The sequence below is a fragment of the Flavobacterium hercynium genome (assembly GCF_002217285.1).
Lineage (GTDB): Bacteria > Bacteroidota > Bacteroidia > Flavobacteriales > Flavobacteriaceae > Flavobacterium > Flavobacterium hercynium.
This window is the reverse complement of sequence record NZ_MUGW01000040.1, coordinates 12,336-35,529: the sequence shown is the minus strand read 5'-3', so window position 1 is coordinate 35,529 and position 23,194 is coordinate 12,336. Positions and strand designations below refer to the sequence as shown.

Below are 23,194 nucleotides of genomic sequence, written 5' to 3'. Positions count from 1 at the left end.
TACATCCTATTTAGCGAAAGTAAAAACAAATTTTACATTGGCTTTACTTCTAATTTAGAAGATAGAATCATCAGACACAATCAAAAAAGTAAAGGCTTTACAGGAAATGTTAACGACTGGAAAATTGTTTACACAGAAAACTATCAATCAAAAGAGCTTGCACATAAAAGAGAATTGCAAATTAAATCCTGGAAAAGCAGAATTAAAATTCAAGAATTAATACAGAACAAAGATTAGCTCAGCTGGTTCAGAGCATTCCGATTTCTTCGGAAGTGGTCGGGGGTTCGAACCCCTCATCGCCCACTAACAAACTCCTTAAGAAATTAAGGAGTTTTTTTTGTTCAAAAAGTAACTCGTTTTTCTTGTAAATTTGGGGTTCCTTGTTATTTTTGAATAGATCAATGATAACTTTAAGAACCAAAAGAGAATTAAAAACTTTATAAATAAAATGGAAGTATTAATAATTACTGGCCCTCCATACTCAGGAAAAGGCACTCAGTGTGAAATTTTAAAAGAAGAACTTAAATTTGAACATATTTCTACTGGAGACAGATGCCGTTTTGAAAAACAAAACGAAACGGAAATTGGAAAAATAATGTCTGAATATGAAGAAAGAGGAGATTTAGTTCCTGATTCTACAATAAAAGAGCTTTTCAGTAAAATATTGGATGAGAATATAAATGCTAAAGGAATAATTTTAGATGGTTATCCAAGAACAGAGCCGCAAGTAGATGATTTATTAGAACTCGTTAAGTCTAAAAACCTGAAAATTGGAAAAGTAATTAATATTGATGTTCCAAAAGAAGAACTTTTAAAAAGAGCAAAAAAAAGAGCAGAAACTTCTAATCGCAAAGATGACAAGGATGCCAATATCCATATTAAAAGAATTGAAATTTTTGAAAATTCAACCAGACCCGCAATCGAATATATGAAGTCAAAAATCAAAGTTTTGACTTTTGAAGGAATGGGTACAATTGAAGAAATAACAAAACGAATTAAAGATAATTTATAGACATTAGTATTTATTTAATTGTCGATTTACCAAACAATTAAAAAACTCCAAAGTCATTCGATTTTGGAGTTTTTTGCTTTATATCTATTTTATGAATTTCATTGTTTACATCCTATTTAGCGAAAGCAAAAACAAATATATCGTTTAGATGTAAGTCATGAACAATGGTGTAAAGAAACTTGGAACTGCTTGCTATTTAGATTTTGCATTTTCTAATATAGGTAATAGACTTCAACATAAATTACCAAAAAAAATGAGAAAAGCTAAACAGTCCAAAATTTAAATTATTAAAAAAACAAATTACATCTAAAAATTGATAAATAACACATTTTTATTGTTTATCAATAAATTTTTATTATTTTTGACATATAACTTTAATTTAAATAATTATGTCAAAAACAAACAACTTCGTATTTTGGGGCTTATATATTGTGGCTTGGCTTATTTTCGTTGGTTTATGTATTGAAGCGGGAGGCTTGATCGTAAATTTTTTCGTCAGTTTGTATAATCCTGAGTTTGTCCAAAATCTTTATCAAAAATTAGACTTAAGTGAAATGTATAATGACAGTAAATTAGCATTTTTCGGTATTTATAGCTTTGTGCTAATCATTTCAATTTTAAAAGCTTTCCTATTTTACACAGTTATTAAACTGATGCACAAAATTGATTTGTCAAAACCTTTCACCAGTTTTGTTGCAAGACAAATTTCATATATTAGTTATTTTACTGTATCCATTGGAATATTAAGTTATATAGCACGAAAAACAGCTAAAGACCTACAGCATAATGGTTATGTTATCAACAGCTTAAACGAGTTTTGGGTAGACAATCAAGCCTTTATATTGATGGCAGCCGTAGTCTATATTATTGCGACAATTTTTCAAAAGGGAGTTGAAATCCAAAACGATAACGACTTAACAATATAAGCTATGCCAATAATTGTAAACTTAGATGTAATGATGGCGAAACGAAAAATTTCTCTGAATGAACTTTCTGAAAGAGTTGACTTGACATTATCTAATCTCTCAATACTAAAGACTGGAAAAGCAAAGGCAATCCGCTTTAGCACCTTGGAAGCTATTTGTAAAGCTTTGGACTGCCAACCAGCTGACATTTTAGAATATATTAACGATAAGTAAACAACTACCGCTAACAACCGCTAACTGCATTGAGGAGATTTATATAAATTGACATTTCATTTTCATGAAGAAATTTTCTCTTAGCGGAGAACCCAATCCGCTTTGATCCACTACTGCCAGTTACAAGCAACAAGTTAATGTCCTGCCTTATTTTAACCAAATACTGCATTTATATTTCCTAAAAATACCAAAATTAGTGTCAAGTGTTCGATTGCCGTCCCTGACACTCCATCAACAAACTCCTTAAGAAATTAAGGAGTTTTATTGTTCAAAAAAGTGAATTAAAATATCTAACCAAATTTTTGAGGATTATTATAAAGTTGTTTGTGAATGATTTATTTATATTTCTTTTGTTAACCTGTCTAATTCTTTTAATAAGGCAGGAAATCTAAATTCACCAGCCATACTTTTGACTTTTTCAAATGCATCGTCTAAATCAATCCCGATTGCAGTGATAAAAAGTGGTTTTTTACTATCACCCCTAAATAAACTTTTTTTGTCCTTATTTAGTGATGCAAAATTAGTTTTGGCCACGCCAATAATTGGAATCTTCTGGTTTAATTTTTCATACAAATGTCCTCCTAAACCATATTTTTTATCATCATCCAAATAAATATACCCATCGACAATAATAGCGTCAATATTTTTTAACTTCATCTTTTCCAAAAGACTTAAAATACAAGGTAATTCTCTTCGATAAAATTCTCCTGGAATATACTCTTCAATATTATCAATTATTTCTGAATGTACTTTATAATCATTACTATCATTCCATTTATTAAATTCAATACAAACAGTTTTTGCCTTTCCGTCAAAATAATAAGTATCGAATGCCAAAAGCACAAAGTTCTCTATCATAATCCTATTGGTTTCATTGTATCACCGGTACTTAACGTGTATGATAATATCGGATAAACAAAATTTAAATTGTTATTTTCTTGTCCTCTTAAAGTATAAAATTCCTTTTTTTGATTCTCATCGGCTAATGTTAATAATTTTCCATTAGATAAATACGGTAAATTATCTTTAAAATGTATAAATGTTTTTGATTTTCTAAAAGTAATTCCAAGCCATCTATTATCAGCTTCAAGTTTCTTTTTACTTAAAGTAGATTCCAGTATAATTTTATGAAGAAATTTTTCATTGGTTGCTAATGAAAATAAGATGATAGAATTATGTGTTAGCGGAATTTCGAATTCTTCATTACTGACTTTATCTTTAATTTTTAGTTTACGGATGTTCTTTTCTATTAATTTTTCAGGATATTCATAGCATGAAAATAAACCAATAAAAGAACCAGCTTCTAAATCTAAAGATTGATCTGAGTGATAATTCATTTTAGAATAATTACAGTCATAAATTTCTATAAGTGCATTATTAAAATCTGCCAATTGTAAATTTTCAACTGAATTGTTTTGTATTTCAGTATTTAGAGACGCTATAATTTGATGGTGTAAATGAGAAAAATCATGAGCTGGAATATTATAAACACTGGTTGTTCTTGTGATTGGAACATTATGATCCGATATATGAACTAAATTATTACCAATTCTACCCTTAGTGATAGTCTCAAAAGTTACTGAATTTGATAATTCCCCAAAAAAGTTTTTTTCGAAGGGGAGTGTAATTTTATAAAAGCCTAAATTGTCCATTATTTATTTCTCAGATTAAAATATTGGTTTTTCGTAATCACCAGAGTTCATACTAAAATGAATTTTTCCATATTCTATTTTCTTTTCGCTGATATTTTCTTCGTAATATGAATTCCTGAGCTCAATCATTGTATCTGAAGTCATTTGTTCAAGTTTAATAAAACTGTTATTTTCTTTAATATAGGTTTGGTCATTCATATAAACAGCTTCTAAATTTGAGCAGCGCGCAACATAACCCATTCTAATTGGAATTTGATCTACATTTAAGACAGAAGGCTTAATTTCATGAGTGTATAATCTATTGGTAGAAAGAGGTATTAAAAAAGCTGAATTTGGATACAAAGTAACACTGAATTCCTTTTCTAAATCTAGATCAGATACAGTATTTTTTAATTTAAAATGAAGTTTTGTTAGTCCGCTTGCTTTTTTGTAAAACCAATCGTATCGATCTTCTTTTGATTGTGTCAAGTGGTCAAAATTGGATTTATCATAGAATGTACAGAAAGCAATAATGCCATCTTTGGACATATCCTTTGTTTTGTCAGAATGTGCTTTTATTTTAGACTTAACCTCTTTTGCATTGTCATCACTTTTTATTTTATTCTCATAAATTTGAGCTAGAACATGATTAACTTTTGTTTCTTTTTCAAAAGTATATTTAATTGCATTATTTAAAGTATTTACAATAATTTGATCCGTTTTTCTAAAGTTGTCTGTTGGCCCGGTAAAATTACTTGAACATCTTAAAAGGCGAAAATGAAGCAGTTCTGAATCATCTTTTTCCTCTTTCTCAATTTCTGTTAAATAAATACCTTTTCTTAAAGCCTTCGATTCTTTGTTTGATTCTGTTAATTCCTGAAATAAATGTTCAGATTTAATTGCATTAAAAAAATCACTGTCACCAAACATATTTCTATAGTAGATCCCTACATTACTGATAAGAAGCGGAACTTCTCCTAAAGTTGTAAATTGTAAATTATTATCTTTATAATTCTGGTAATTTGTAGATAATTCTTTGATTACATAAAAAGTATGGTCGTTGTTGTCAAGTTGATCAATATCTCCGCACACATAAATTATTTTGTCAGCTAATGAAGTTTTAATTTCAGAAAAATCATTTACTACGATTCCACAAAATTTTTCAATCAGGTTGTTAAGCTCTAAGTTTGAGCTAGTATTTTTTTCTAAAACAATAAGAATATTTTTGTCTTTAGAGATTATGTTTTCGCCGGGTAATGCTATCATTGTTTATGTATTTTCTTCTTTAGCTTAAGTTACAAGTCTGCGTTTTAAGGGCTAATATATAATTAATTTATTACAGAAATAAATATTCCAGATAGTAGTTTAACCTTTTTATATTTAGAAATGATGAAAAGATATATTTAGAAATCTATCTGTATCAATAAATAGTGTAAATGTTTATTGATAAGAAGAAAAAAAACAAGAAAAGCTTCAGATTTCTCCGAAGCTTGTCTAGTGAGTTGATAAGCATACAAAACATTATAATGTATTATTTTGTAATGTTTAATTTCTTCAAATCGTGTAAAAAATGGTTTAAAAACAGATACATATCGCCCACAAAATTCCAAAAACTCCAAAGTCATTTGATTTTGGAGTTTTTTGCTTTATATCTATTTTATGAATTTCACTGTTTACATCCTATTTAGCGAAAGCAAAAACAAATTTTACATTGGCTTTACTTCTAATTTAGAAGATAGAATAGGATCATGATCAAAAGTTGAGGATTAGGCAAAAATATTAATTTGCTTTCTTATGATACGCGGATTATGCTGATTCGCTCTGCGAAAACGCGGATTTACACAGATTTTCTTCTTATTCTTATTATTACCATATTTGGTTTGAATTCCTTAGATACCTAACAGGTTTCAAAAACCTGTTAGGATAACGCATCTTAACGGTATTTCCTAACAGGTCTTGAAGACCTGTTAGGTATAAAAGTTAGGAATTAAGCAAAAAATCTTATCAGAAAAAGTATACTTTTGTTTAAAACTCCTGGTATTATAAGTACATGAAAAAAATTATTTATTCTTTGATTATTACTACTCTTTTGATGTTATTGTTTTTAGACAGATGCACAACCCAAAATATATCTACAAATGATTTTTTTAAGCCAAAAAGTTATAAGAATTTTAAAAGCCTGATAGAAAAACCGCAATCTAAAAGTTATGAAATTGTACCCTTGATTGGTTCTTTTCCAATATTATATGATAGTCTAAAGAATGATTATTACGTTTCTAATGATAAAGGTCTAACAAAATATAATTATTTAGGGAACATCATTATATCAGATGATTTAGAAAAAGAAAAATATACTTCTGTATTTGATTTCGCAAATTTTATACCGTATGTATTTGCAGAAAATGGAGTGTATGATTTTTCAGGAAATAAACTAGTTTATACTAAGTTTTCGCAAATCCTAAATTCTAAAAACGAAATTGAAAATACCGATTTTAAAATACTTTTTGAAAAATATTACAATGACGCCGAAATGGTCGTTTATGATACTGATAGGAATTTTGATTATCGGGCACAGAATTATCCGATGTATTTTAAAATAAAAAATAATTGGATTTTGTTATTCTCGCAAAAAGGCGATTACAGATTTACGCATTCTGGAAGTAGTCTAGTGGAAAATGATACCATAGGTCAGATTGATTTTTTAAATTTCCCAGCAAAATTCGCGGATAAAAAATTAATTGTATTAAAAGATCCAAAAAGCGGAATTTATTCTACAAAACAGATTGGTGAAAAAATAGATGATGATTATCTAAAAATGTATACTTCACAACTGTTAAAGGAGCAAAAGTTTGATTACCAAAGTTCAAATTCAATTGAGTTGCTTTCCCGCAAAAAAGACGAGTATTATTTGACAGGAGGTTACTTTAACCTTCCAGATTGGGTTTCTCCATCGTTTATTAACACGGCGTATTATCAAATTACTTATAACAACGAAAAATTATTTTTCAAAGAGAAAGCAATAAAATATTTTAAGGATTCTAAATGTAAGAACGATTTATATTTATATGAATTACCCAAGCATTTGAGAACAAAATCAAAAGTGGCTTTTTTAGATTATACTATTAATATTGGCGGCTATATGAACGATAGCACGGGAATTGTTGATCCTATTATAAAAAATGCGGGATTGTATATTTTGAAACAAAAAACTAACGCTAAAAGTACTATCAAGCGTTCGACTGCAAGCACGCCGAAACCTACAACAAAATATTAAATGGAAGAAATCATTGCACTTTCGGAAAATACAATAATCATCGACAGAAACGAATTTCTAAAAGTGAAAGGCAGCATTGATACCAATTTGTATTATGTAGAAAGTGGAAGTGTGCGGATTTTTGTTTTAGACGAATATCAAGAACAAACAATCAGATTTGGTTACAGAGAAAATTTAATTGTTTCCTTAGACTCTTTTTTGACAGGCAAACCTTCAGACTTATTTATTCAAGCGATAAAAAAAACGGTTGTAAGAGTTGTAAGCAAACAACAAATAGACAAATTTTTAGAAACAGAAAGCAATAGAAATCTATGGATAAAAATTTTAGAAAATTTGGTAATTCAGCAAATGGAACGTGAAATTGATATCCTGACAAATTCACCAAAAGAAAGGTATGAAAGAGTTTTAAAAAGAAGCCCGCAACTTTTTCAGGAAATTCCAAACAGGCATATTGCTAATTATTTAAGAATGAGTCCCGAAACTTTATCACGACTAAAAAAGTCTTGATTTCGATCAAGGTTTATAAATAATACTTTTTGCAATTTTGAATAAAAATCTAAATCATGCAATCAGAAAAATTAATCCAAATGCTTTTAGAGCAATCAAGACAAATTATAAACCAAGCAGAAAAACTACAAAGTTATGACTTGAATACGTTAACGTGGAAAGAAAACGAAATTTCGTGGAGCATTTTGGAATGTTTGGAACATTTGAATTTATATGGCGACTTTTATTTGCCGCAAATAGAAAATGAAATAAAAAATTCAACTACTAAAACTGACCTTGAATTTAAAAGCGGTGTTTTAGGGAATTACTTTGCAAAAAGTATGTTACCGAAAGAAAAGCTAAATAAAATGAAAACTTTTAAAGACAAAAATCCATTGAATGCCCAACTAGACAAATCGGTAATTGATCGCTTTATAAACCAACAAATCAAACTTCTGGACTTGTTAAATCGATCCAGAAATGTAAGTTTAAATAAAGTAAAAATTAAAACTTCTATTTCAAGTCTCATTAAGCTAAGATTGGGCGACACTTTTCATTTTTTCATCAACCACATTATTAGACATCTAAACCAAATAGACCGAATACAAGTTGCTAAAAATAAAATATAACCAATAAAATATAACCAATAAAATAGATGAAATCAAATTTAAAAAAATACTCCAATCAAATAATAATTGCTCTTTCAATCATCGTATTGTTTTCAGCATGTAAGACAAACAAATCGCTTGTTAGTCCAAAAAACAACACAAAAGATGTAAACATTTATGTTGCAGGATATGAGTATAACGATAGTAAATTTGAGAGTTCAATCGAAGAAATGTCCGATGAAGTTGGCATAAAACACGTTGCAAAATTATGGAAAAACGGAAAAGATCTTCCATTAGAAAATAGCGAGTTTTATTCAGATGCTAATGATGTAGTGGTCAAAAACCAAGATGTTTATGTAGTAGGTAATATTTTACCTCATGAAAAACATGTGAGTACTATGTGGAAAAATGGAAAAACACAAAAACTGACAGATGGAATAAAAAACGGTTACACAAGTTCAGTGCGCATAGAAGATAATAATGTTTATGTTTTAGGAGCCAGATATGACTTAACTAATTATATCATCAAAGTTTGGAAAAACGGAATTTCAACAGATGTGATTAAAAGTAAAAATTGGGTAGATGCATCTTCGATGTTTATTTACAAGGGAGATGTTTTCATTTGTGGTAATGAACGAAGTGGAGATAGAGATGAACAGCGTTACAATAATAAGAATGTCGCAAAAATTTGGAAAAATGGGAAAGCACAAAATTTAACCGATGGGCATCATAGTGCGTTTGCACTCTCCGTATATGTTGAGAACGGTATTGTTTATGCTGCAGGATATGAAATAGAAAATGATAAGTATATAGCAAAATTATGGATAGATGGCAAAGTTCAAAATATTTCTGACAGCAGCAATAATACTTTTGCAAGATCAATATTTGTTAGTAAAGGCAATGTTTACATTGCTGGTAATGAAACTATAAACGGAATAGAAGTGGCAAAATTATGGATTAATAACAAAGCTCAAAATCTTACTAATGGCAAAAATCATTCTCTAGCCACTGCAGTATATGTACATAAAAAAAATGTTTATGTAGTAGGGTATGAAAAAAATGACATCGAGAGACATGTCGCAAAATTATGGATTAATGGAGAGGCGCAAGATCTTACAGACGGTACAAAAAATGCATGGGGAAATTCTGTATTTGTTGAAGATGCAAGATAAAAAAATGAAAAAACTCTTTAATTTCTTAAGGAGTTTTTTATTGTTATTTCTCTCGGGAAATTTTCGAAAAACAGATCCTCTGAAAAATAGTAAAACGCACTTACCATATTGATATTTTTATGTAGTATTGTAAAAAAATTACCCGAGCTTTTTTAGCGAGTATATTTAAGGTAACTGTAACCAATTCCCAAAAGAAAGCAATCTATCTAATTGATGAATATTAACACTCAAATATTATTTTTTCTCAGCGCTCTGGGTGTTTTTAATAGTATTGTTTTGAGTTTTTATTTTTTGTTCTTCAAGCAGAATAAAAACAAATCTGATTTGTTTCTTGGACTTTTATTATTGTCGCTAAGTGTAAGGATAGGAAAATCGGTGTTTTTTAATTTTAATCACCAGTTGTCAAAAACGTATTTGCAAATAGGTTTGTCTGCTTGTTTTTTTATTGGTCCTCTACTCTATTTTTATGTTCGATCTATATTGCAGAATCTTAATTATTCATTTGCAAAATACAGTCTTCTTTTAGCATTTACAACTATAAGCGTACTTGGTTTTCTTTTCCCGTATAAAGTGTACGCTGAAACATGGAAAGGAATAATCTATTACTCGATAAATATTCAATGGTTTGTTTTTATTGTATTATCCATTTACGAAGCTAGGCAAGTATTCAAGAAGTTAGCAACTAACCGCAATCAAATTAGTTATCATGAAACCTGGATATTATCTGTTATTTTTGGTGTTTCTGCCATTTGGCTTTCGTATACTTTAGCCAGATACACGTCGTATATTTCCGGATCTTTGACTTTTTCTTTTAGTTTTTACATTTCCTTTCTTCTGCTTTTTTATGTAAAAAACAAAACATTAATTGTCACGAATAAAGAAAAGTACCTCAACAAAATAGAAGATAAAGTAGTAAAAGAAATTCAGGAACAAATCGATGTGCTTTTTGAAACTAGAAAGATTTATACTAATCCTGATCTGACTTTATCACTTTTAGCAAAAGAATTAAATATTCGTCCTCAATTGCTATCGCAATTTATTAATGACAATTTAAATAAAAGTTTTGCTCAGTTCATCAATGAATACCGAATTGATGAAGCCAAGCGACTTTTAAAAGAAAGTAATCAATTTAAAATAGATGCTGTGGGTTTTGAATCAGGATTTAATTCCAGCAGTACATTTTACAGTACCTTTAAAAAAATCACGGGTACGACGCCTTCAAATTTCCAAAAAGAGTGATATTCTACTCCTAAAATATACATTCGGACTCCGTTATTATAAACTTGGAATGTTTTAAAAGTGAATCAATCTAATTTTGAAAAACATTTTTAAACCATTAAAATCCAACGTTTATGAAAAAAATCTTTTTCGCAATTGTATTTGTATTACTATCAAATTTGTCCTTTTCACAATCCGAACAATCCCTAATTGAGAATTGCATTCAAAACTATATTCAGGGGACTTCGTACAATCAGCCTGACAGTATTAGCAAGGCTTTTTATCCTGAAGCTAATCTGTTTTTAAGCCACAAAGAAAAACCATTATGGATCGTTCCCATTTCAGAATATGTAAGCTGGTTTCAAAAAAGCAACAAAGGAGAATTTAATGGTCGTGTGGGGAAAATCATTTCTGTAGAATTCTTTAATGATATCGCTATTGCAAAAGCTGAAATCCTAATTCCTGAAAAGAAACTCGAATTTATGGATATGTTCTTGCTGAAAAAAATTCAAGGTGATTGGAAAATAATTAGCAAAGCGGCAAGTAGTAAAGCAAGCAATAAATCAGGAAAAAAAATACTTTTCATTGTTTCCAATGCAGATCATTATGGAAATTCTACGATTGCAACAGGTAATAGCTTTGTCGAAATCGTAAACGCTTATGATACTTTTGTAAATGCGGGTTATACCGTCGATTTTCTAAGTCCAAAGGGCGGGGCGATTCCGCTAGCCTACATCAATACTTCTGACAATTTGCAAAAGCAATATTTATACAACCAAGACTTTATGTACAACGTAGCACATACTTTGACGCCCAAAGAAATTGATTATAAAGCCTACAAAGCAGTTCATTATATTGGTGGCGGAAGCGCAATGTACGATGTGCCTGAAAACGCAGACATTCAGCGTCTTGTTATGCAACTGTACGAAGACAACAATGGTATTATTTCTTCGGTATGTCATGGAACGGCGGGTATTGTTAACCTGAAAACCAAAAATGGTAAATTCTTAGTTGATGGAAAAAAAATAAGCGGTTATCCTGATTCTTTTGAAATACAAGATGGCGAGTATTTTAAACACTTTCCATTCTTAATTCAAAAGACAATAGAAGAACGAGGCGGAAGTTTTAAATTTTCTAAGAGAAATGAGTCTTTTGTGGAACAAGATGGACGAATTGTTACAGGACAAAATTTTCAGTCATCAAATGGTGTTGCCTTAAAAATTATAGAATTGATTGAGAAAAGCAAATAGAGCTTAGTGATAATTGCTTTCTTATGAAACGCTGATGACGCCGATTCGCTTTGCGAAAACACGGCTTTACGCGGATTCTTTATACATTTTTGTCTTTTCGATAAATCATAGTTAAGTATGGAATGAAGTGTTAGAGAGAATCCGCTTTTATCTTTGCCAAAAACGTATTCAAAATGAAAAACATTATGCTGACTTTATTGGTGGTTTCTTTAACTACGAGTCAATTATTTTCGCAAAACAAAGACAACATGCCGCAAATCACTCACTTCAACACTACGGAAATTTTAAAAACTCAAAGCCATATTTCAAATTTAGAAATAGCAATTAATCATCTTTCACCAAATGTAGTTTCTATTGATTATCCAATTCTTTTTCTACACGGCTCAACATTTCCGACGGCACTTTCATTTGATTTTAGAATGAATACTATTTCCTGGATGAGTAACTTGTCTTCTAATGGTTATGATGTTTACGGACTGGACTTTCTTGGTTATGGAAATTCTGATCGTTACCCTGAAATGGAGAGCAGTAATAAAAATGCTAAAGTTGTGGGACGAGCAACAGACGTTTGTTTAGATGTAGCAATAGCGGTCGAAATGATTCTAAAAAAAACAGGGAAAAATAAAATTTATCTCATTGGACATTCCTGGGGCGGAACCGTTGCTGGATTATTTGCCACAAAATTTCCTGATAAAGTAGCAAAATTGGTGCTCTTTGCAACAATAACAACTAGAAACGAAACTTCTTCAATAGAAACTATTGAGGGTTCTTATGAGGAAATGACTCCGGAAGAAAGAGTTAATGCAATGAAAAATTTAACGCCAAGTGATAAGCATTGTCAGTTAGAACCTGAAGTTTTTGAGAACTGGGGAATGCTTTGGGCAAAAAATGATCCTTTAGTAAAAAAATTAAAAAGCAAAAGTATTCGTTTTCCTTCTGGACCTTCACAAGATGTTGAAGATTTGTTGCACAATAAACCGTATTTTAATCCAAAAGACATTAAATCAAAAACATTAGTTATTCGAGGAGAATGGGATCAATATCCTAATAATTCTGATGCCGAAAGTTTGTTTATAGCTTTAGAAAATACACCTTCAAAAAAATATGTCGTTATCGAGAAAGGTACTCATGTTTTGCATTTAGAAAAAAGCAGAAATGATTTGTATTATGAAACGCTTTCTTTTTTAAGGCAGGGAGTTAATCATTACTAATAAGATTGGTTTTGCGTGTAAGAAAATTGTGTTTAATTTAACTTGTACCCTAGATAGTATTAACATTTAGCAAAGCAAATTATTATAAGTTTGACCCGAATAATCAAACCTATTTTATGAAAAAAAAGTACCTACTAATTGCGATCTTATTTTCGGTTTTTGCTGCTAATGCACAAAGTGACGATCCAATAAACGAAAAGAAAAATGAATTAAAAGTAAATGTGCTAGTACCTTTTAATGGCGCACTTCAAGGAACATACGAAAGAAACTTAAATAAAAAATCCTCAGTAGGTGTTTCTCTCTTTACGGTATTCGATAACGATAAGGGTGAAAAAGATCTAAATTATTCAGTTTCTCCTTATTACAGAAGGTACTTTGGAAAAAAATATGCTTCTGGCTTCTTTGCCGAAGGATTTGGAATGTTAAGCTCTATTGACGGTAAAAAAATATATGATGTAAATGATAAATCAATATTTACGGAAGGTTCTGATGTAATTGATTTATCCCTTGGAATTGGTTTAGGAAGTAAATGGGTCACCAAAAGTGGAATTATATTTGAAATTAACGCTGGTTGGGGAAAACTATTATTTAATGCAGATAAAACGGATCATAATCAGGTTGCAAGATTTGGTTTTCATTTGGGGTACCGATTTTAAAGTCATAGACGGCACATAAAAGCATCTAATCGAAATTACCGATTTCACTAGGCTAAATTGTTATTCTATGAAGAAATTTTATCTTAGCAAATAGAATTCACTTGGCTTTAAATCTCCAAACTCGATTACAGGTGAAAATTGTACTTCATTTTAAAAACCCATGCAATTGAAAAGAACGACAAATGTAATTACCATAAATTCTGTTGGACAAATTCCAACGCTTAAAAAAATTAGAGAAATCACACGGGAGCAAAAACTAAAAATTGTTTTTGAAAAAGAAGTTCAAAATCAGAGAGAGACCGTCGGACAAAATTTAAAAAATGAACTTTCAGACTTTCAAGTTTCAATACATACCTATGAACCTGAAATAAATATTGTAAAACTTATTTCTGACAAAGAAATTGAAGAAAATCAAGCTTTTTTTGAGCAATGTGCGAAAGATTACAGACAATTAAGCGAAGAATTGTTATTTAAATTGGTTGACAAACTCTACTTGAAGTTAAACAAGGATTTTCCAATGGAAACGTTTAATGAACTGAAACAAGACAAAAGACAAATTGGAAAATTTGAAGATTGGAGTTATTTCCTCCACGGTTTTCATTGTGGTTTTAAAAACAATAAAACAGGACAATTAATAGAAGTACCTCTTGTTTATGGACTTGAATTTGGTGACTTAGATCCGTACTTTTTTTCAAAGTTTATCAAATCAACACCGCAATATCAACCTTTACCTGTTGCTATTTTTGAAGACTATGCCGATGGAGTAAGAATAAACGAAAAAATGATTTCACTTGGAAAGTTTGAAAGAATCAATTCAAACATTGAAAACTATTATGGTACTGCTGTTACTGATAGGCAAAAAGTAGAAATCAAATCATATTTAGATTTAAAAAAAATATACGAACAACAAAACCAAAATATTAGAAAACCAAAATTTAACATTTGGAAATTTTTAGGGCTGAAAAAATAAATCGAAATGAATAATTTATACAATGAATCTGATGTTTTAGGAATTCTAAACAGAATAGAAAAACTATCTCCAAATTCACAAAGGCAATGGGGACAAATGAATGCTGAACAAATGCTATCACATTTAAATGCTTTTCTGGAAACCGCATTAGATTTAAATTCACCTAGAAGACTCGTAATCGGAAGGATTCTGGGTTCATTCTTTAAATCAAGATATGTTAGCGCAAAACGATTTTCGATCAATTCCCGTACGCATAAAGAATATGTTTTCATTGACATTCGTGATTTTGAAAAAGAGAAAGCAAAATCTATTCAATTAGTAAATCAGTTTTTTGATGGAGGAACCTCGCAATGCACTTCAAAACCACATTCTTTTTTTGGAAAATTAACTCCTGAAGAATGGGCAATTGCTCAATGGAAACATTTCGACCACCATTTAAGACAGTTTGGAGTTTAGTATTAAAATGGAAAATCAAGAAACATACTAACCAACAGAACAAACTACCCTAAAAATCGGCAGTAAACTTCTATAACAATCGAAAAAAGATGAAAACAAAAAATGAATATTTTTATGTTATAACTGGTGGTCCGGGTGTTGGAAAAACAACATTAATAGAAAAATTAAGTGATTACGGATTTCAAATTGTACATGAAGATGCGAGAAGAATAATTAAGGAACAAATCGAAACGAATAACGAAGGCTTACCGTGGAAGCAAAAAGATGTTTTTGCAAAACTAATGCTGGAGGCATCTTTAAAAAGTTACAATGAAATCAGTTCAAAAAATGGTTCTGAGATTACCTTTTTTGACAGAGGAATTTTAGACACAATCTGTTATATGAAAATGGAACAAATACCAATATCAAAGGAAATTACAGCATTAGCAACGCAACATTCATACAATAAAAATGTGTTTATTCTACCACCTTGGAAAGAAATTTACCAAACCGATAAAGAAAGAAAACAAAATTGGGAAGAAGCCGAATTTACTTTTGATATAATGAAAGAAACTTATCTGGAATATGATTACAACATTATTGAAGTTCCAAAAATAAACATAGCGGAAAGAGTAAAATTTATTATTGAAGGTATACGCCAATTATCAAAATAATTTTAATTAAGGAGATGCGTTAAAAGAACAGCATACAGGCTTTTAAACTAAATACCTAACAGGTTTTAAAAACCTGCTAGGATAACGCATCTCCATTACATTTCCTATTAGGTTTCCAAGACCTTTTAGGTATAATTATCTATCGCTTTCAAAATCAAATCTTTTACATGCTTCGGTTATCAATCCTGCAAGGTTTCCAAAACCTTGTAGGTATTTTTGATATTCAGAATGTCACTTATCTAGAACTACAACGTTCTAGTCATCTTGCAGGAAATCAAAAAAACAGCATATTACTAAAAAGTAGCCAATATCTTTTCATTTATGACATACTTAGAGTGAATTTATTAAATACCTACAAGGTTTTGAAAACCTTGCAGGATAACTCACTTCGTCAAAAATGTGACACTTTCAAAATCAAAGAATTATTCATTGATTTTTATTTTTTCAACATCACTTTCCAGTAACAACTGACTTGCGTCGAGCATTTTGATAACATGAATGTAAGGTGTTAACAAATCCGAATCAAATTCTACGATTGTGGGACGTAACGCCAGATGTATTACTTCACAAAGGAAGAATTCGAAGTCGGCTAAGGAATGCTCTTCAAAGGCATTTTGAAACACAATAAAAGGATTTTCATACTCTTCTGCTGTTAAGGATGCCTGCGAGAGAATGGATCTTTGCGCAGCCGATACTTCCCTCACTTTCCATTTTTTTCTTTTGTCTGACAAACGTGAACAAGCTCTTAGAAAAGATCGAATCGCGGTATAGTTAAAAAATACATCGCCCGGACATTCTTTATTGTACACTTCTTCTTTACTCCTGTAGAAAACTATTTCACTCAAAGTTTGTTTGTAGTAAGCAAGACTATCTGAACCAAAAAAGGCATCAATGACTTCAAATGGGTTTTCTAACTCATAATGTGCCCAAAAATTAGTTTCAAAAGAAATTTTATTTTTTTTCATGCGGTAACAATTTTAATATTGGATGGCGAAATTCCGTTCTTTAGAGAGGATACCATAGAAAAAATACGGATATAACATCCCACAAAAACTGTACTTTTACGGGATTTTTTTTATCTTTGAAAATCAAACTTTTTATTGTAAACGGCTTTATCTTTGAGCCTACAGAAAATTGCATTCATTATGGAACATAAAATACATCAGGGAAGGAACTTAAAACGTTTCAGAGAAATGCTTGGCATTAAACAAGAGTCTTTGGCTTTTGATCTGGGAGAAGAATGGAATCAAAAGAAAATTTCTATGCTAGAGCAAAAAGATGTAATTGAAGATTCTTTGCTTAAACAAATTTCTAGTGCACTAAAAATTCCTGTTGAAGCGTTTCAAAATTTTGATGAAGAACAAGTAGTAAATATAATATCGAATACTTTTAACGACCAGTCCAATGGATTTAATTATTATCCAACTTTCAATGTAAATCCAATTGAAAAATGGCTAGAATCCTTAGAAGAGATTAAACGATTGAACTCGGAACTTTTAAAATCCAAAGATGAACAGATTAAAACTTTGGAAAAACTATTGAACGGAAAATAAACTTTTTTAGAAGATATATTATTGCAAAAAAGAGAGACTTTTTATGAGTCTCTCTTTTTGTGTATTAAAAACATTATTAATACTAATATCTTTCTAATCATACTTTCCTTTAATCTTTAACCTTTTCAATAATTCATTTTTTTCAATAAAATTAAACCCTAAATCTAAAGTTATTGCATTTTCATTTTTAGAATAAATTTTGAAATATCTTCCATCTGTTTCAATTCTTCTCAAATCATAAAGAAGATCATTATCATAAATTGTACTATATTCTGATTTAAATGTTTTGTTTGTAGATTTTGAGTTACTCAATAAATTGAATAAATAGAAAACTTCAGATCTGGTTAAGTCTATAATTTGATTTCCCTTTACAAATCTGTAAAAATTAATATTTTGAAATTCCTTTACATTTTTGTTTTCTACTAATTTTAGTTTTTGATATAAATAGGTTATTGGTTCTATATTAATTCTAAGTATTTTTGGTGATTGTCTTCCGTAATCCGTTATTGACTTTATAATTTTATTGTCTTTTACAAATGTTACAGAAACTTCTTGGTCATCAGTCCAATCTGCAGAATATTGATCTTCTAATTTTAAGTAATTAGTTTTCTTTAAACTCTGCTCAATTTCATTAAACAGATTAGTATCTATTTTTGATTTAAAAAAACCATTTTTTAAATTATAAGAAGATCCAGAATAGTTAACATCACCTTCTTTATTTATTTCAACATCATTTATTCCACAACTACCAAAACAAGGTGATCTGGAAATAATTATTTTATCAAAGTTTTCATTTTCATTTTCATTATATTCTATTTTTGAAAACTCTAAAATGGCATTATTTTCAAAATTCAGTTTTAATTTTTTTGTGTTTACTCCAACTATTTTACAAGCATCCCACTTTTTGTCTATCAAATTCATAATATATAAACTGTCATCTTCAATTTTATATTTAGTTTTTGTGCCGTAAAATATAACCTTTCTTTCTTCTTTTTCTGTTCTCTCTTTTATTTCAAAAAATCCAGGCTTGCTCTCACAGTTTCCATTTTCATCAAAAGAATAACTAAAATCAGTATAGAAATGATTCTCTTTCTTAGGATTTTCTTGCTCAAAAATCCATTCTCCTATAATTCTATTTTCATAATTATTAGTTTTTTTCTTTTCACAACTCACAAAAAGAAATATCATTATAATAATTAGCAATCTTTTTAATCTCCTCATAAATTTATTCTAAAGTTCAAGAATCTTTACCTTTAAGATTCAACTCCAAGTGAAATTGTAATCTTACCATTTTCAGATTTATAAACATCGATAGTGCTTAAATCTAAATCACCAATATCATGTCCCCAAACGCCATATTTACCGTCAGTTTCATTTCTATTTATTAAACTACCTCTTTTCTCCATGGGAAGTGTTTTGGTTACCGCAGTACTTTCTTCTTCCTTATATATTTCATGGTACTTTTTACTAATTTCAAGTATTAACTGTTTTTTTGTAAAACCTTTTCCAGCGCTTTTTAGCACAAATTCTGCAGGCTTATTTAGTGGATAATCAATTAATAATGTAATTTCAGAATCAGGAACAATTATACTTTCTGCTTCAATTAACTGGCTTATTTCTGCTTCAGGATTTTCAATACTAATCCACGGAACGATACCATTTTCAAAATCTTGTAATTGTTCTTTATTGGCTTTTACTCCAATTTGTATTGTAGAAATTAAATTTCCTAAATCACTTTGGCTATTGTTTTCTTTGTCGCTTAAAAGTTCTGTATCAATATCCTCTTTCTGTTCTGAGGACTTTTGAAAATTGCAGCTCGTTAAAATAGCCAGAATAAATAATGTTATAATTGATTTCATAGTTGTGTTTTTTTAATTGCCCTTTGTTCCGTCCCTACTATTTCTTCAATAAACTGCTCAAAACTTTTTTACCATTTTCGTTGTTAGGATTTAGTTCAACCGATTTTTGATACATTTTAATCGCTTCTTCCTTTTTTCCGCATTGCAGCAATGCTTCGCCATAACTATCGAATATATTGGAACTGGTTGGAAAAATTATTATTGCCGCTTTGAAAGTTTCTAAAGAATTATCATTCTTTTGAGATCGTAGAAATTGATATCCCAATCTGTTAAAATCTCTTTCGGTTGCTTCATACTTACTTTTGTCTTTAAGATAATCCTGAATCAACTGATTTGCTTTTTCTTTATTTCCGCTTTCTAGTAAACTACCATAAACTCTTGATAGATTTTGCGTCGGCATTACATACGGTTTGTTGTTCAATAATTGAAAAACGGCATTTACTATAGAAAACACCGGACAGTTTCCCGTATTAGACAAGAGTATAACGGTTTGATTTTTATCAATATTATGCGCTAACATACTAGCAAGCCCCGTTACAGATCCGTCATGAAAAACTATTTTTCCATTGCTTTCATCGGTAAACATTCCCCAGCCCAATCCATAACTAATCTCTTTCCCATCTATAGTGTAGGTTACCTTTTTTCCATCATTTAATATGGTAGCCGTTAAAGCTTCCTCTAGTTCTTTCTTACCCAGAAGCTGGTTCGAAAATACTGCATTTTGATATTTTTGTAAATCTGAGGCTGTGCTTACAATACCGCCATTTCCATAAAAATTACTTTTGGTACTTATCAAAAAAGGATCTTGTAAAGTAGTTGTGTTAACAAAATTGGTAGAATAAAAGTTTGGATAGGTGTATAAGGCAACCTCATTTTTTTCTTTAATCTGCCTGTTAACAGGAACAAATGAATTTTTCATTTTTGCAGGTTTAAAAATGTTTTTGTCCAAATAAGCGGCATAACTAATTCCGGATATTTTTTCGATAATCAAGGCTGCAATACAAAAGTTGAGATTGTTGTATTCCCATTTGCTTCCAAGGCGAAAAAGAAAGCGGTGTTTTAAATCTAATAAATGTTGGTATAATGTCCTGATTCGAAATTAATTTTTCGGGCTGTTCTTTTATTACAATATCAAATAAGTTGTAGTAATCTACTAATCCTGAAGTGTTATTCAGTAATTGTTTAATAGTAATAGCTGAATACGGAAAGTCGTTAAGGTATTTTTGAACAGGATCTTCTAGTTTCAGTTTTCCTTGTTGTTTCAGTTGCAGTACTGCTATTGCTGTAAACGTTTTGGTGACGGAAGCAATTGTAAATTGGGATTTTTCAGTGATTTTTTCTTGCTTTTCAATATTAGAAAATCCGTAAAAATTAGAAAAAGTATTTTCTCCTGATTTAGAAATTACGACGCTACCATTGAAAAGATTGTTTTTAGAAAGTGTCGAGAAGAAATCTTTTAATTCTTGTCCTGAAATTGTGCTCGTTAAAAAAGTAGTTAGTACGATTAGAAAAATTCGGTTGTTCATTTTTGATTGATTGATTTGATTGATGATTTTGCGGAGCCAATATATGAAATATTATTACTACAATTAATCAATTCCAAAAATTGAGGTAAATAAAAAGTCCCAGCTGTCAAAAGTACTCTAACTTTCGGCAGCTGGGATAAATTGTTTATCAGAAATAGACTTTCTTTTTTACTCGTACATTTCGGGTGTTACAACATATTCAGTTACAAATTCTCCTGTTTCATCTGAGTAGTTATAATTTATTGTAATTTTATTATCTCTAAAAAATTTCATTCCGGGATTAGTTTTTACAGATTGTAAAACTGCTGGAAAAACATATTTTTTTACTGTATCCATTTTAACTTCTGCCTTTTTTATACCAACTAAAATATAATTGTATTGAACAGTTTTATCTGGTAATGCAATAACATTTTTCAAAGTAGTATATTCATCAACATTCATTGGACAATTTTTATTGAATTCATTAGCAAATTCAACAAGTTTTTTATCTATTGAAGGTTTGAATAATGATTGTGTCACAAAAAACATCACTAAAAACCCAACTATAAAACCTAAAAACGTCTTCAAATCAAATTTCCTTTTAGAAGCTGTCTTTTTAGCAGGACTTATTTCTGTTTTAATAGTTTGACTTTCTATACGTGGCAATTCGTAACCACATGCCGAACAATATTTTGCACTTACTTCATTTTCAGCTTCACAATTTGAACAAATGTTTTTCATAATTTTTAATCTTCAATTCTATTTAGTTTGTTTGTCAACCTCTTTATACCATTGATATAATAGAATCAATACAATTTTATTTAGTTAACTTTCTTCGGGCGAATATAAGAATATTTATATTGGACCTATTAACTTAATTAACCCCAAAAGAAAAATATTTTCTTAGCATTGTTTTTTTTAATCAATAATTAAAGAACTCATTTATTATCTAAAAAAATAACATCGATTTAGCAAAAGCACTTATTATGCTATTCTTTTTTTTGTGTAGTATTGTAAAAAAATTACTCTACCCTGCACAACTATATACCACTAAAAAAAAGACCAAAAATGAAACACCAGATCCAATTTATTTTACTTTTTATTTTTTCCGCAAACAGTTTATTGGCGCAAACCAGTTCAAACCCAGAAAAAAGGATTGATTCTTTATTTTCTAAATATAACGCAAACACTTCTGGTGTTGCAGTAGGTATTGTTCAGGACGGAAAAATTATTTTTGAAAAAGGATACGGTAGCGCAAACCTCGAATACAATATACCCATAACGCCAAAAACGGTTTTTAATGTAGGTTCTGTTTCAAAACAATTCACGACTTTTTCTATTTTTCTACTAGAGAAACAAGGCAAAATCTCACTAGATGATGATATTCGAAAATACATTCCGGAATTGCCTGTTTATGAAAAAACAATCACGATTAGACATTTATGTTCTCATACCAGCGGACTAAAAGACCAATGGTCATTGCTAACTTTAGCAGGTTGGAGAATGGACGACGTTATTACTTCTGAACAAGTACTGAAATTGGTAACGAAACAAAAAGAATTGAATTTTGCTCCCGGAAGTCAATTCAAATACAGCAATACAGGATTTACATTGCTAACCGAAATTGTAAAAAGAGTTTCAGGAAAAAGTTTTAGCACGTTTGTTAAAGAGAATATCTTCGATCCGCTTGGTATGGAGAATAGCTTAATCTATGACGACAACGAAAAAATAGTGAAAAACAGAGCCTATTCATACGGAAATGAAAATGGAATTTACAGCAAAAGAAACCTTAACAGCTCTTCTGTTGGACCTACAAATGTTTATACAACCGTTGAAGATTTAAGCAAATGGACGGCTAATTTTGAAAATCCTAAAATAGGTGATGTTGCTTTTATCAAACATTTTAATGAGCGTTCTTCTTTAGACAACGGAGATCCTGCTATTTTAGCGGTAAGCGACGGCGAAACGATTTACCACGCCAAAGGTCAATTTATGCGCAACTACAAAGGTATTAATGTGTATAATCATACCGGAAGCGACGCCGGTTTTAAATCGTATTTAGGTCGTTTTCAAGACAACAAATTGTCTATAATCCTTTTGAGCAATGATGAAGATTTTGTTGCCTACAAAGCAGGAATGAATATTGCCGAATTTTATTTAGCGGATAAATTTAAAAAGAGAGAAAAAGTAACCGAAACACAACAGAAAGCGGAAGAAAAGCCAAAACCTACTCCTACAGCAAATCTAAAACAATATGAAGGTAAATTTGAGAACGTCGAATTATCCTCCATTTTTACAACAAAGATTATCGATGGAAAACTGACAATGACGCATAACCGATTAAGCGATGCTGTTCTGACGGAAGTCGACAAAGATAAATTTACAGGAGCGATTACATTTGGTGTCGAAGTCAATTTTCAAAGAAACAAAAAAGGAGAAATAACAGGATTAAGCATTACTAATTTTGGCGCGACTAATGTCAAATTTAGTAAAATAAAATAGCGGTGTGTTGATCGAAAATCTGCAATGTATTTTCATTAC

General features: G+C 30.1%; 27 protein-coding genes and 1 tRNA gene. 19 read left to right on the top strand and 9 right to left on the bottom strand.

Annotated elements, in window-relative coordinates:
- From B0A66_RS17690 to B0A66_RS17670, 5 genes are all read left to right on the top strand, one after another.
- A partial coding sequence (locus B0A66_RS17690; RefSeq protein ID WP_089051188.1) for a GIY-YIG nuclease family protein occupies positions 1-237 on the top strand: 237 nt, incomplete at its 5' end.
- Positions 232-303, top strand: a tRNA-Glu gene (locus B0A66_RS17685). The genes B0A66_RS17690 and B0A66_RS17685, both read left to right, overlap by 6 nt.
- A gap of 145 nt (positions 304-448) precedes the next feature.
- A complete protein-coding gene (locus tag B0A66_RS17680) occupies positions 449-1,012 on the top strand; it encodes an adenylate kinase family protein (RefSeq protein ID WP_089051187.1) in 564 nt (187 codons plus the stop codon).
- 389 nt (positions 1,013-1,401) lie between these two features.
- Complete coding sequence (locus B0A66_RS17675) at positions 1,402-1,938, top strand: DUF2975 domain-containing protein (protein WP_089051186.1); 537 nt, start codon at positions 1,402-1,404, stop codon at positions 1,936-1,938.
- A gap of 3 nt (positions 1,939-1,941) precedes the next feature.
- Entirely contained in the window at positions 1,942-2,151 is a 210-nt protein-coding gene (locus B0A66_RS17670; RefSeq protein WP_089051185.1) for a helix-turn-helix domain-containing protein, read from the top strand.
- A 339-nt stretch (positions 2,152-2,490) separates the two neighbouring features.
- Here B0A66_RS17670 and B0A66_RS17665 read toward each other — a convergent pair whose 3' ends face one another.
- Genes B0A66_RS17665 through B0A66_RS17655 form a run of 3 tightly spaced genes read right to left on the bottom strand, consistent with a single transcriptional unit; the run spans position 2,491 to position 5,048 of the window.
- Positions 2,491-3,009: an endonuclease V gene (locus tag B0A66_RS17665; RefSeq protein WP_089051184.1), complete on the bottom strand. Its 519-nt coding sequence runs from the start codon at positions 3,007-3,009 to the stop codon at positions 2,491-2,493.
- Positions 3,006-3,803 (bottom strand): alpha-ketoglutarate-dependent dioxygenase AlkB, encoded by a 798-nt coding sequence (locus tag B0A66_RS17660; RefSeq protein WP_089051183.1) that lies wholly within the window; start codon positions 3,801-3,803, stop codon positions 3,006-3,008. The genes B0A66_RS17665 and B0A66_RS17660 overlap by 4 nt, the downstream gene beginning before the upstream one ends.
- A gap of 15 nt (positions 3,804-3,818) precedes the next feature.
- Complete coding sequence (locus B0A66_RS17655) at positions 3,819-5,048, bottom strand: hypothetical protein (protein ID WP_089051182.1); 1,230 nt, start codon at positions 5,046-5,048, stop codon at positions 3,819-3,821.
- Positions 5,049-5,441: 393 nt separating this feature from the next.
- On the opposite strand from B0A66_RS17655, the gene B0A66_RS23265 reads away from it, so the two are divergent.
- The 12 genes from B0A66_RS23265 (at position 5,442) to B0A66_RS17595 (ending at position 15,736) form a co-directional block, all read left to right on the top strand.
- The gene (locus B0A66_RS23265) at positions 5,442-5,534 is read left to right on the top strand and encodes a GIY-YIG nuclease family protein (RefSeq protein WP_089051181.1); all 93 of its coding nucleotides are present in this window, start codon (positions 5,442-5,444) and stop codon (positions 5,532-5,534) included.
- 298 nt (positions 5,535-5,832) lie between these two features.
- A complete protein-coding gene (locus tag B0A66_RS17645) occupies positions 5,833-7,056 on the top strand; it encodes a hypothetical protein (protein WP_089051180.1) in 1,224 nt (407 codons plus the stop codon).
- Positions 7,057-7,563: a Crp/Fnr family transcriptional regulator gene (locus B0A66_RS17640; RefSeq protein WP_089051179.1), complete on the top strand. Its 507-nt coding sequence runs from the start codon at positions 7,057-7,059 to the stop codon at positions 7,561-7,563.
- Between the two features lie 56 nt (positions 7,564-7,619).
- Entirely contained in the window at positions 7,620-8,171 is a 552-nt protein-coding gene (locus B0A66_RS17635) for a DinB family protein (protein ID WP_089051178.1), read from the top strand.
- Positions 8,172-8,197: 26 nt separating this feature from the next.
- Positions 8,198-9,322 (top strand): Kelch repeat-containing protein, encoded by a 1,125-nt coding sequence (locus tag B0A66_RS17630; RefSeq protein WP_089051177.1) that lies wholly within the window; start codon positions 8,198-8,200, stop codon positions 9,320-9,322.
- A gap of 399 nt (positions 9,323-9,721) precedes the next feature.
- Positions 9,722-10,561 (top strand): helix-turn-helix domain-containing protein, encoded by an 840-nt coding sequence (locus B0A66_RS17625; protein ID WP_208862603.1) that lies wholly within the window; start codon positions 9,722-9,724, stop codon positions 10,559-10,561.
- Between the two features lie 113 nt (positions 10,562-10,674).
- The gene (locus tag B0A66_RS17620; protein WP_089051175.1) at positions 10,675-11,790 is read left to right on the top strand and encodes a nuclear transport factor 2 family protein; all 1,116 of its coding nucleotides are present in this window, start codon (positions 10,675-10,677) and stop codon (positions 11,788-11,790) included.
- Between the two features lie 173 nt (positions 11,791-11,963).
- Positions 11,964-13,001, top strand: coding sequence for an alpha/beta hydrolase (locus tag B0A66_RS17615; RefSeq protein ID WP_089051174.1), 1,038 nt, complete (start codon positions 11,964-11,966; stop codon positions 12,999-13,001).
- 116 nt (positions 13,002-13,117) lie between these two features.
- Entirely contained in the window at positions 13,118-13,657 is a 540-nt protein-coding gene (locus B0A66_RS17610) for a DUF3575 domain-containing protein (RefSeq protein WP_089051173.1), read from the top strand.
- A gap of 166 nt (positions 13,658-13,823) precedes the next feature.
- Positions 13,824-14,627, top strand: a complete 804-nt coding sequence (locus B0A66_RS17605) for a DUF6896 domain-containing protein (protein WP_208862602.1) — start codon at positions 13,824-13,826, stop codon at positions 14,625-14,627.
- A gap of 6 nt (positions 14,628-14,633) precedes the next feature.
- Entirely contained in the window at positions 14,634-15,083 is a 450-nt protein-coding gene (locus B0A66_RS17600) for a DUF1569 domain-containing protein (protein ID WP_089051172.1), read from the top strand.
- Between the two features lie 89 nt (positions 15,084-15,172).
- Entirely contained in the window at positions 15,173-15,736 is a 564-nt protein-coding gene (locus B0A66_RS17595; protein ID WP_089051171.1) for an AAA family ATPase, read from the top strand.
- A gap of 422 nt (positions 15,737-16,158) precedes the next feature.
- Here B0A66_RS17595 and B0A66_RS17590 read toward each other — a convergent pair whose 3' ends face one another.
- Complete coding sequence (locus B0A66_RS17590; protein ID WP_089051170.1) at positions 16,159-16,701, bottom strand: hypothetical protein; 543 nt, start codon at positions 16,699-16,701, stop codon at positions 16,159-16,161.
- Between the two features lie 180 nt (positions 16,702-16,881).
- Here B0A66_RS17590 and B0A66_RS17585 point away from each other — a divergent pair, with 180 nt between their 5' ends.
- Positions 16,882-17,289 carry a helix-turn-helix domain-containing protein gene (locus tag B0A66_RS17585; protein WP_089051169.1) on the top strand — a complete coding sequence of 136 codons (408 nt, stop codon included), beginning with the start codon at positions 16,882-16,884 and terminating at the stop codon, positions 17,287-17,289.
- Positions 17,290-17,382: 93 nt separating this feature from the next.
- Here the strand turns inward: B0A66_RS17585 and B0A66_RS17580 are convergent, their stop codons facing one another.
- From B0A66_RS17580 to B0A66_RS17565, 5 genes are all read right to left on the bottom strand, one after another.
- Positions 17,383-18,510, bottom strand: a complete 1,128-nt coding sequence (locus B0A66_RS17580) for a DUF6438 domain-containing protein (RefSeq protein WP_123868259.1) — start codon at positions 18,508-18,510, stop codon at positions 17,383-17,385.
- A 32-nt stretch (positions 18,511-18,542) separates the two neighbouring features.
- Positions 18,543-19,148, bottom strand: a complete 606-nt coding sequence (locus tag B0A66_RS17575) for a hypothetical protein (protein ID WP_089051167.1) — start codon at positions 19,146-19,148, stop codon at positions 18,543-18,545.
- 37 nt (positions 19,149-19,185) lie between these two features.
- Positions 19,186-20,139, bottom strand: a complete 954-nt coding sequence (locus tag B0A66_RS23210) for a serine hydrolase domain-containing protein (protein WP_262490222.1) — start codon at positions 20,137-20,139, stop codon at positions 19,186-19,188.
- Complete coding sequence (locus tag B0A66_RS23205) at positions 20,111-20,674, bottom strand: serine hydrolase domain-containing protein (protein ID WP_165766641.1); 564 nt, start codon at positions 20,672-20,674, stop codon at positions 20,111-20,113. The genes B0A66_RS23210 and B0A66_RS23205 overlap by 29 nt, the downstream gene beginning before the upstream one ends.
- A 168-nt stretch (positions 20,675-20,842) precedes the next feature.
- Entirely contained in the window at positions 20,843-21,394 is a 552-nt protein-coding gene (locus B0A66_RS17565) for a zinc ribbon domain-containing protein (protein WP_089051166.1), read from the bottom strand.
- A 327-nt stretch (positions 21,395-21,721) separates the two neighbouring features.
- Here B0A66_RS17565 and B0A66_RS17560 point away from each other — a divergent pair, with 327 nt between their 5' ends.
- Positions 21,722-23,155, top strand: coding sequence for a serine hydrolase (locus tag B0A66_RS17560; protein ID WP_089051165.1), 1,434 nt, complete (start codon positions 21,722-21,724; stop codon positions 23,153-23,155).
- The last annotated feature ends 39 nt before the right edge of the window (positions 23,156-23,194 follow it).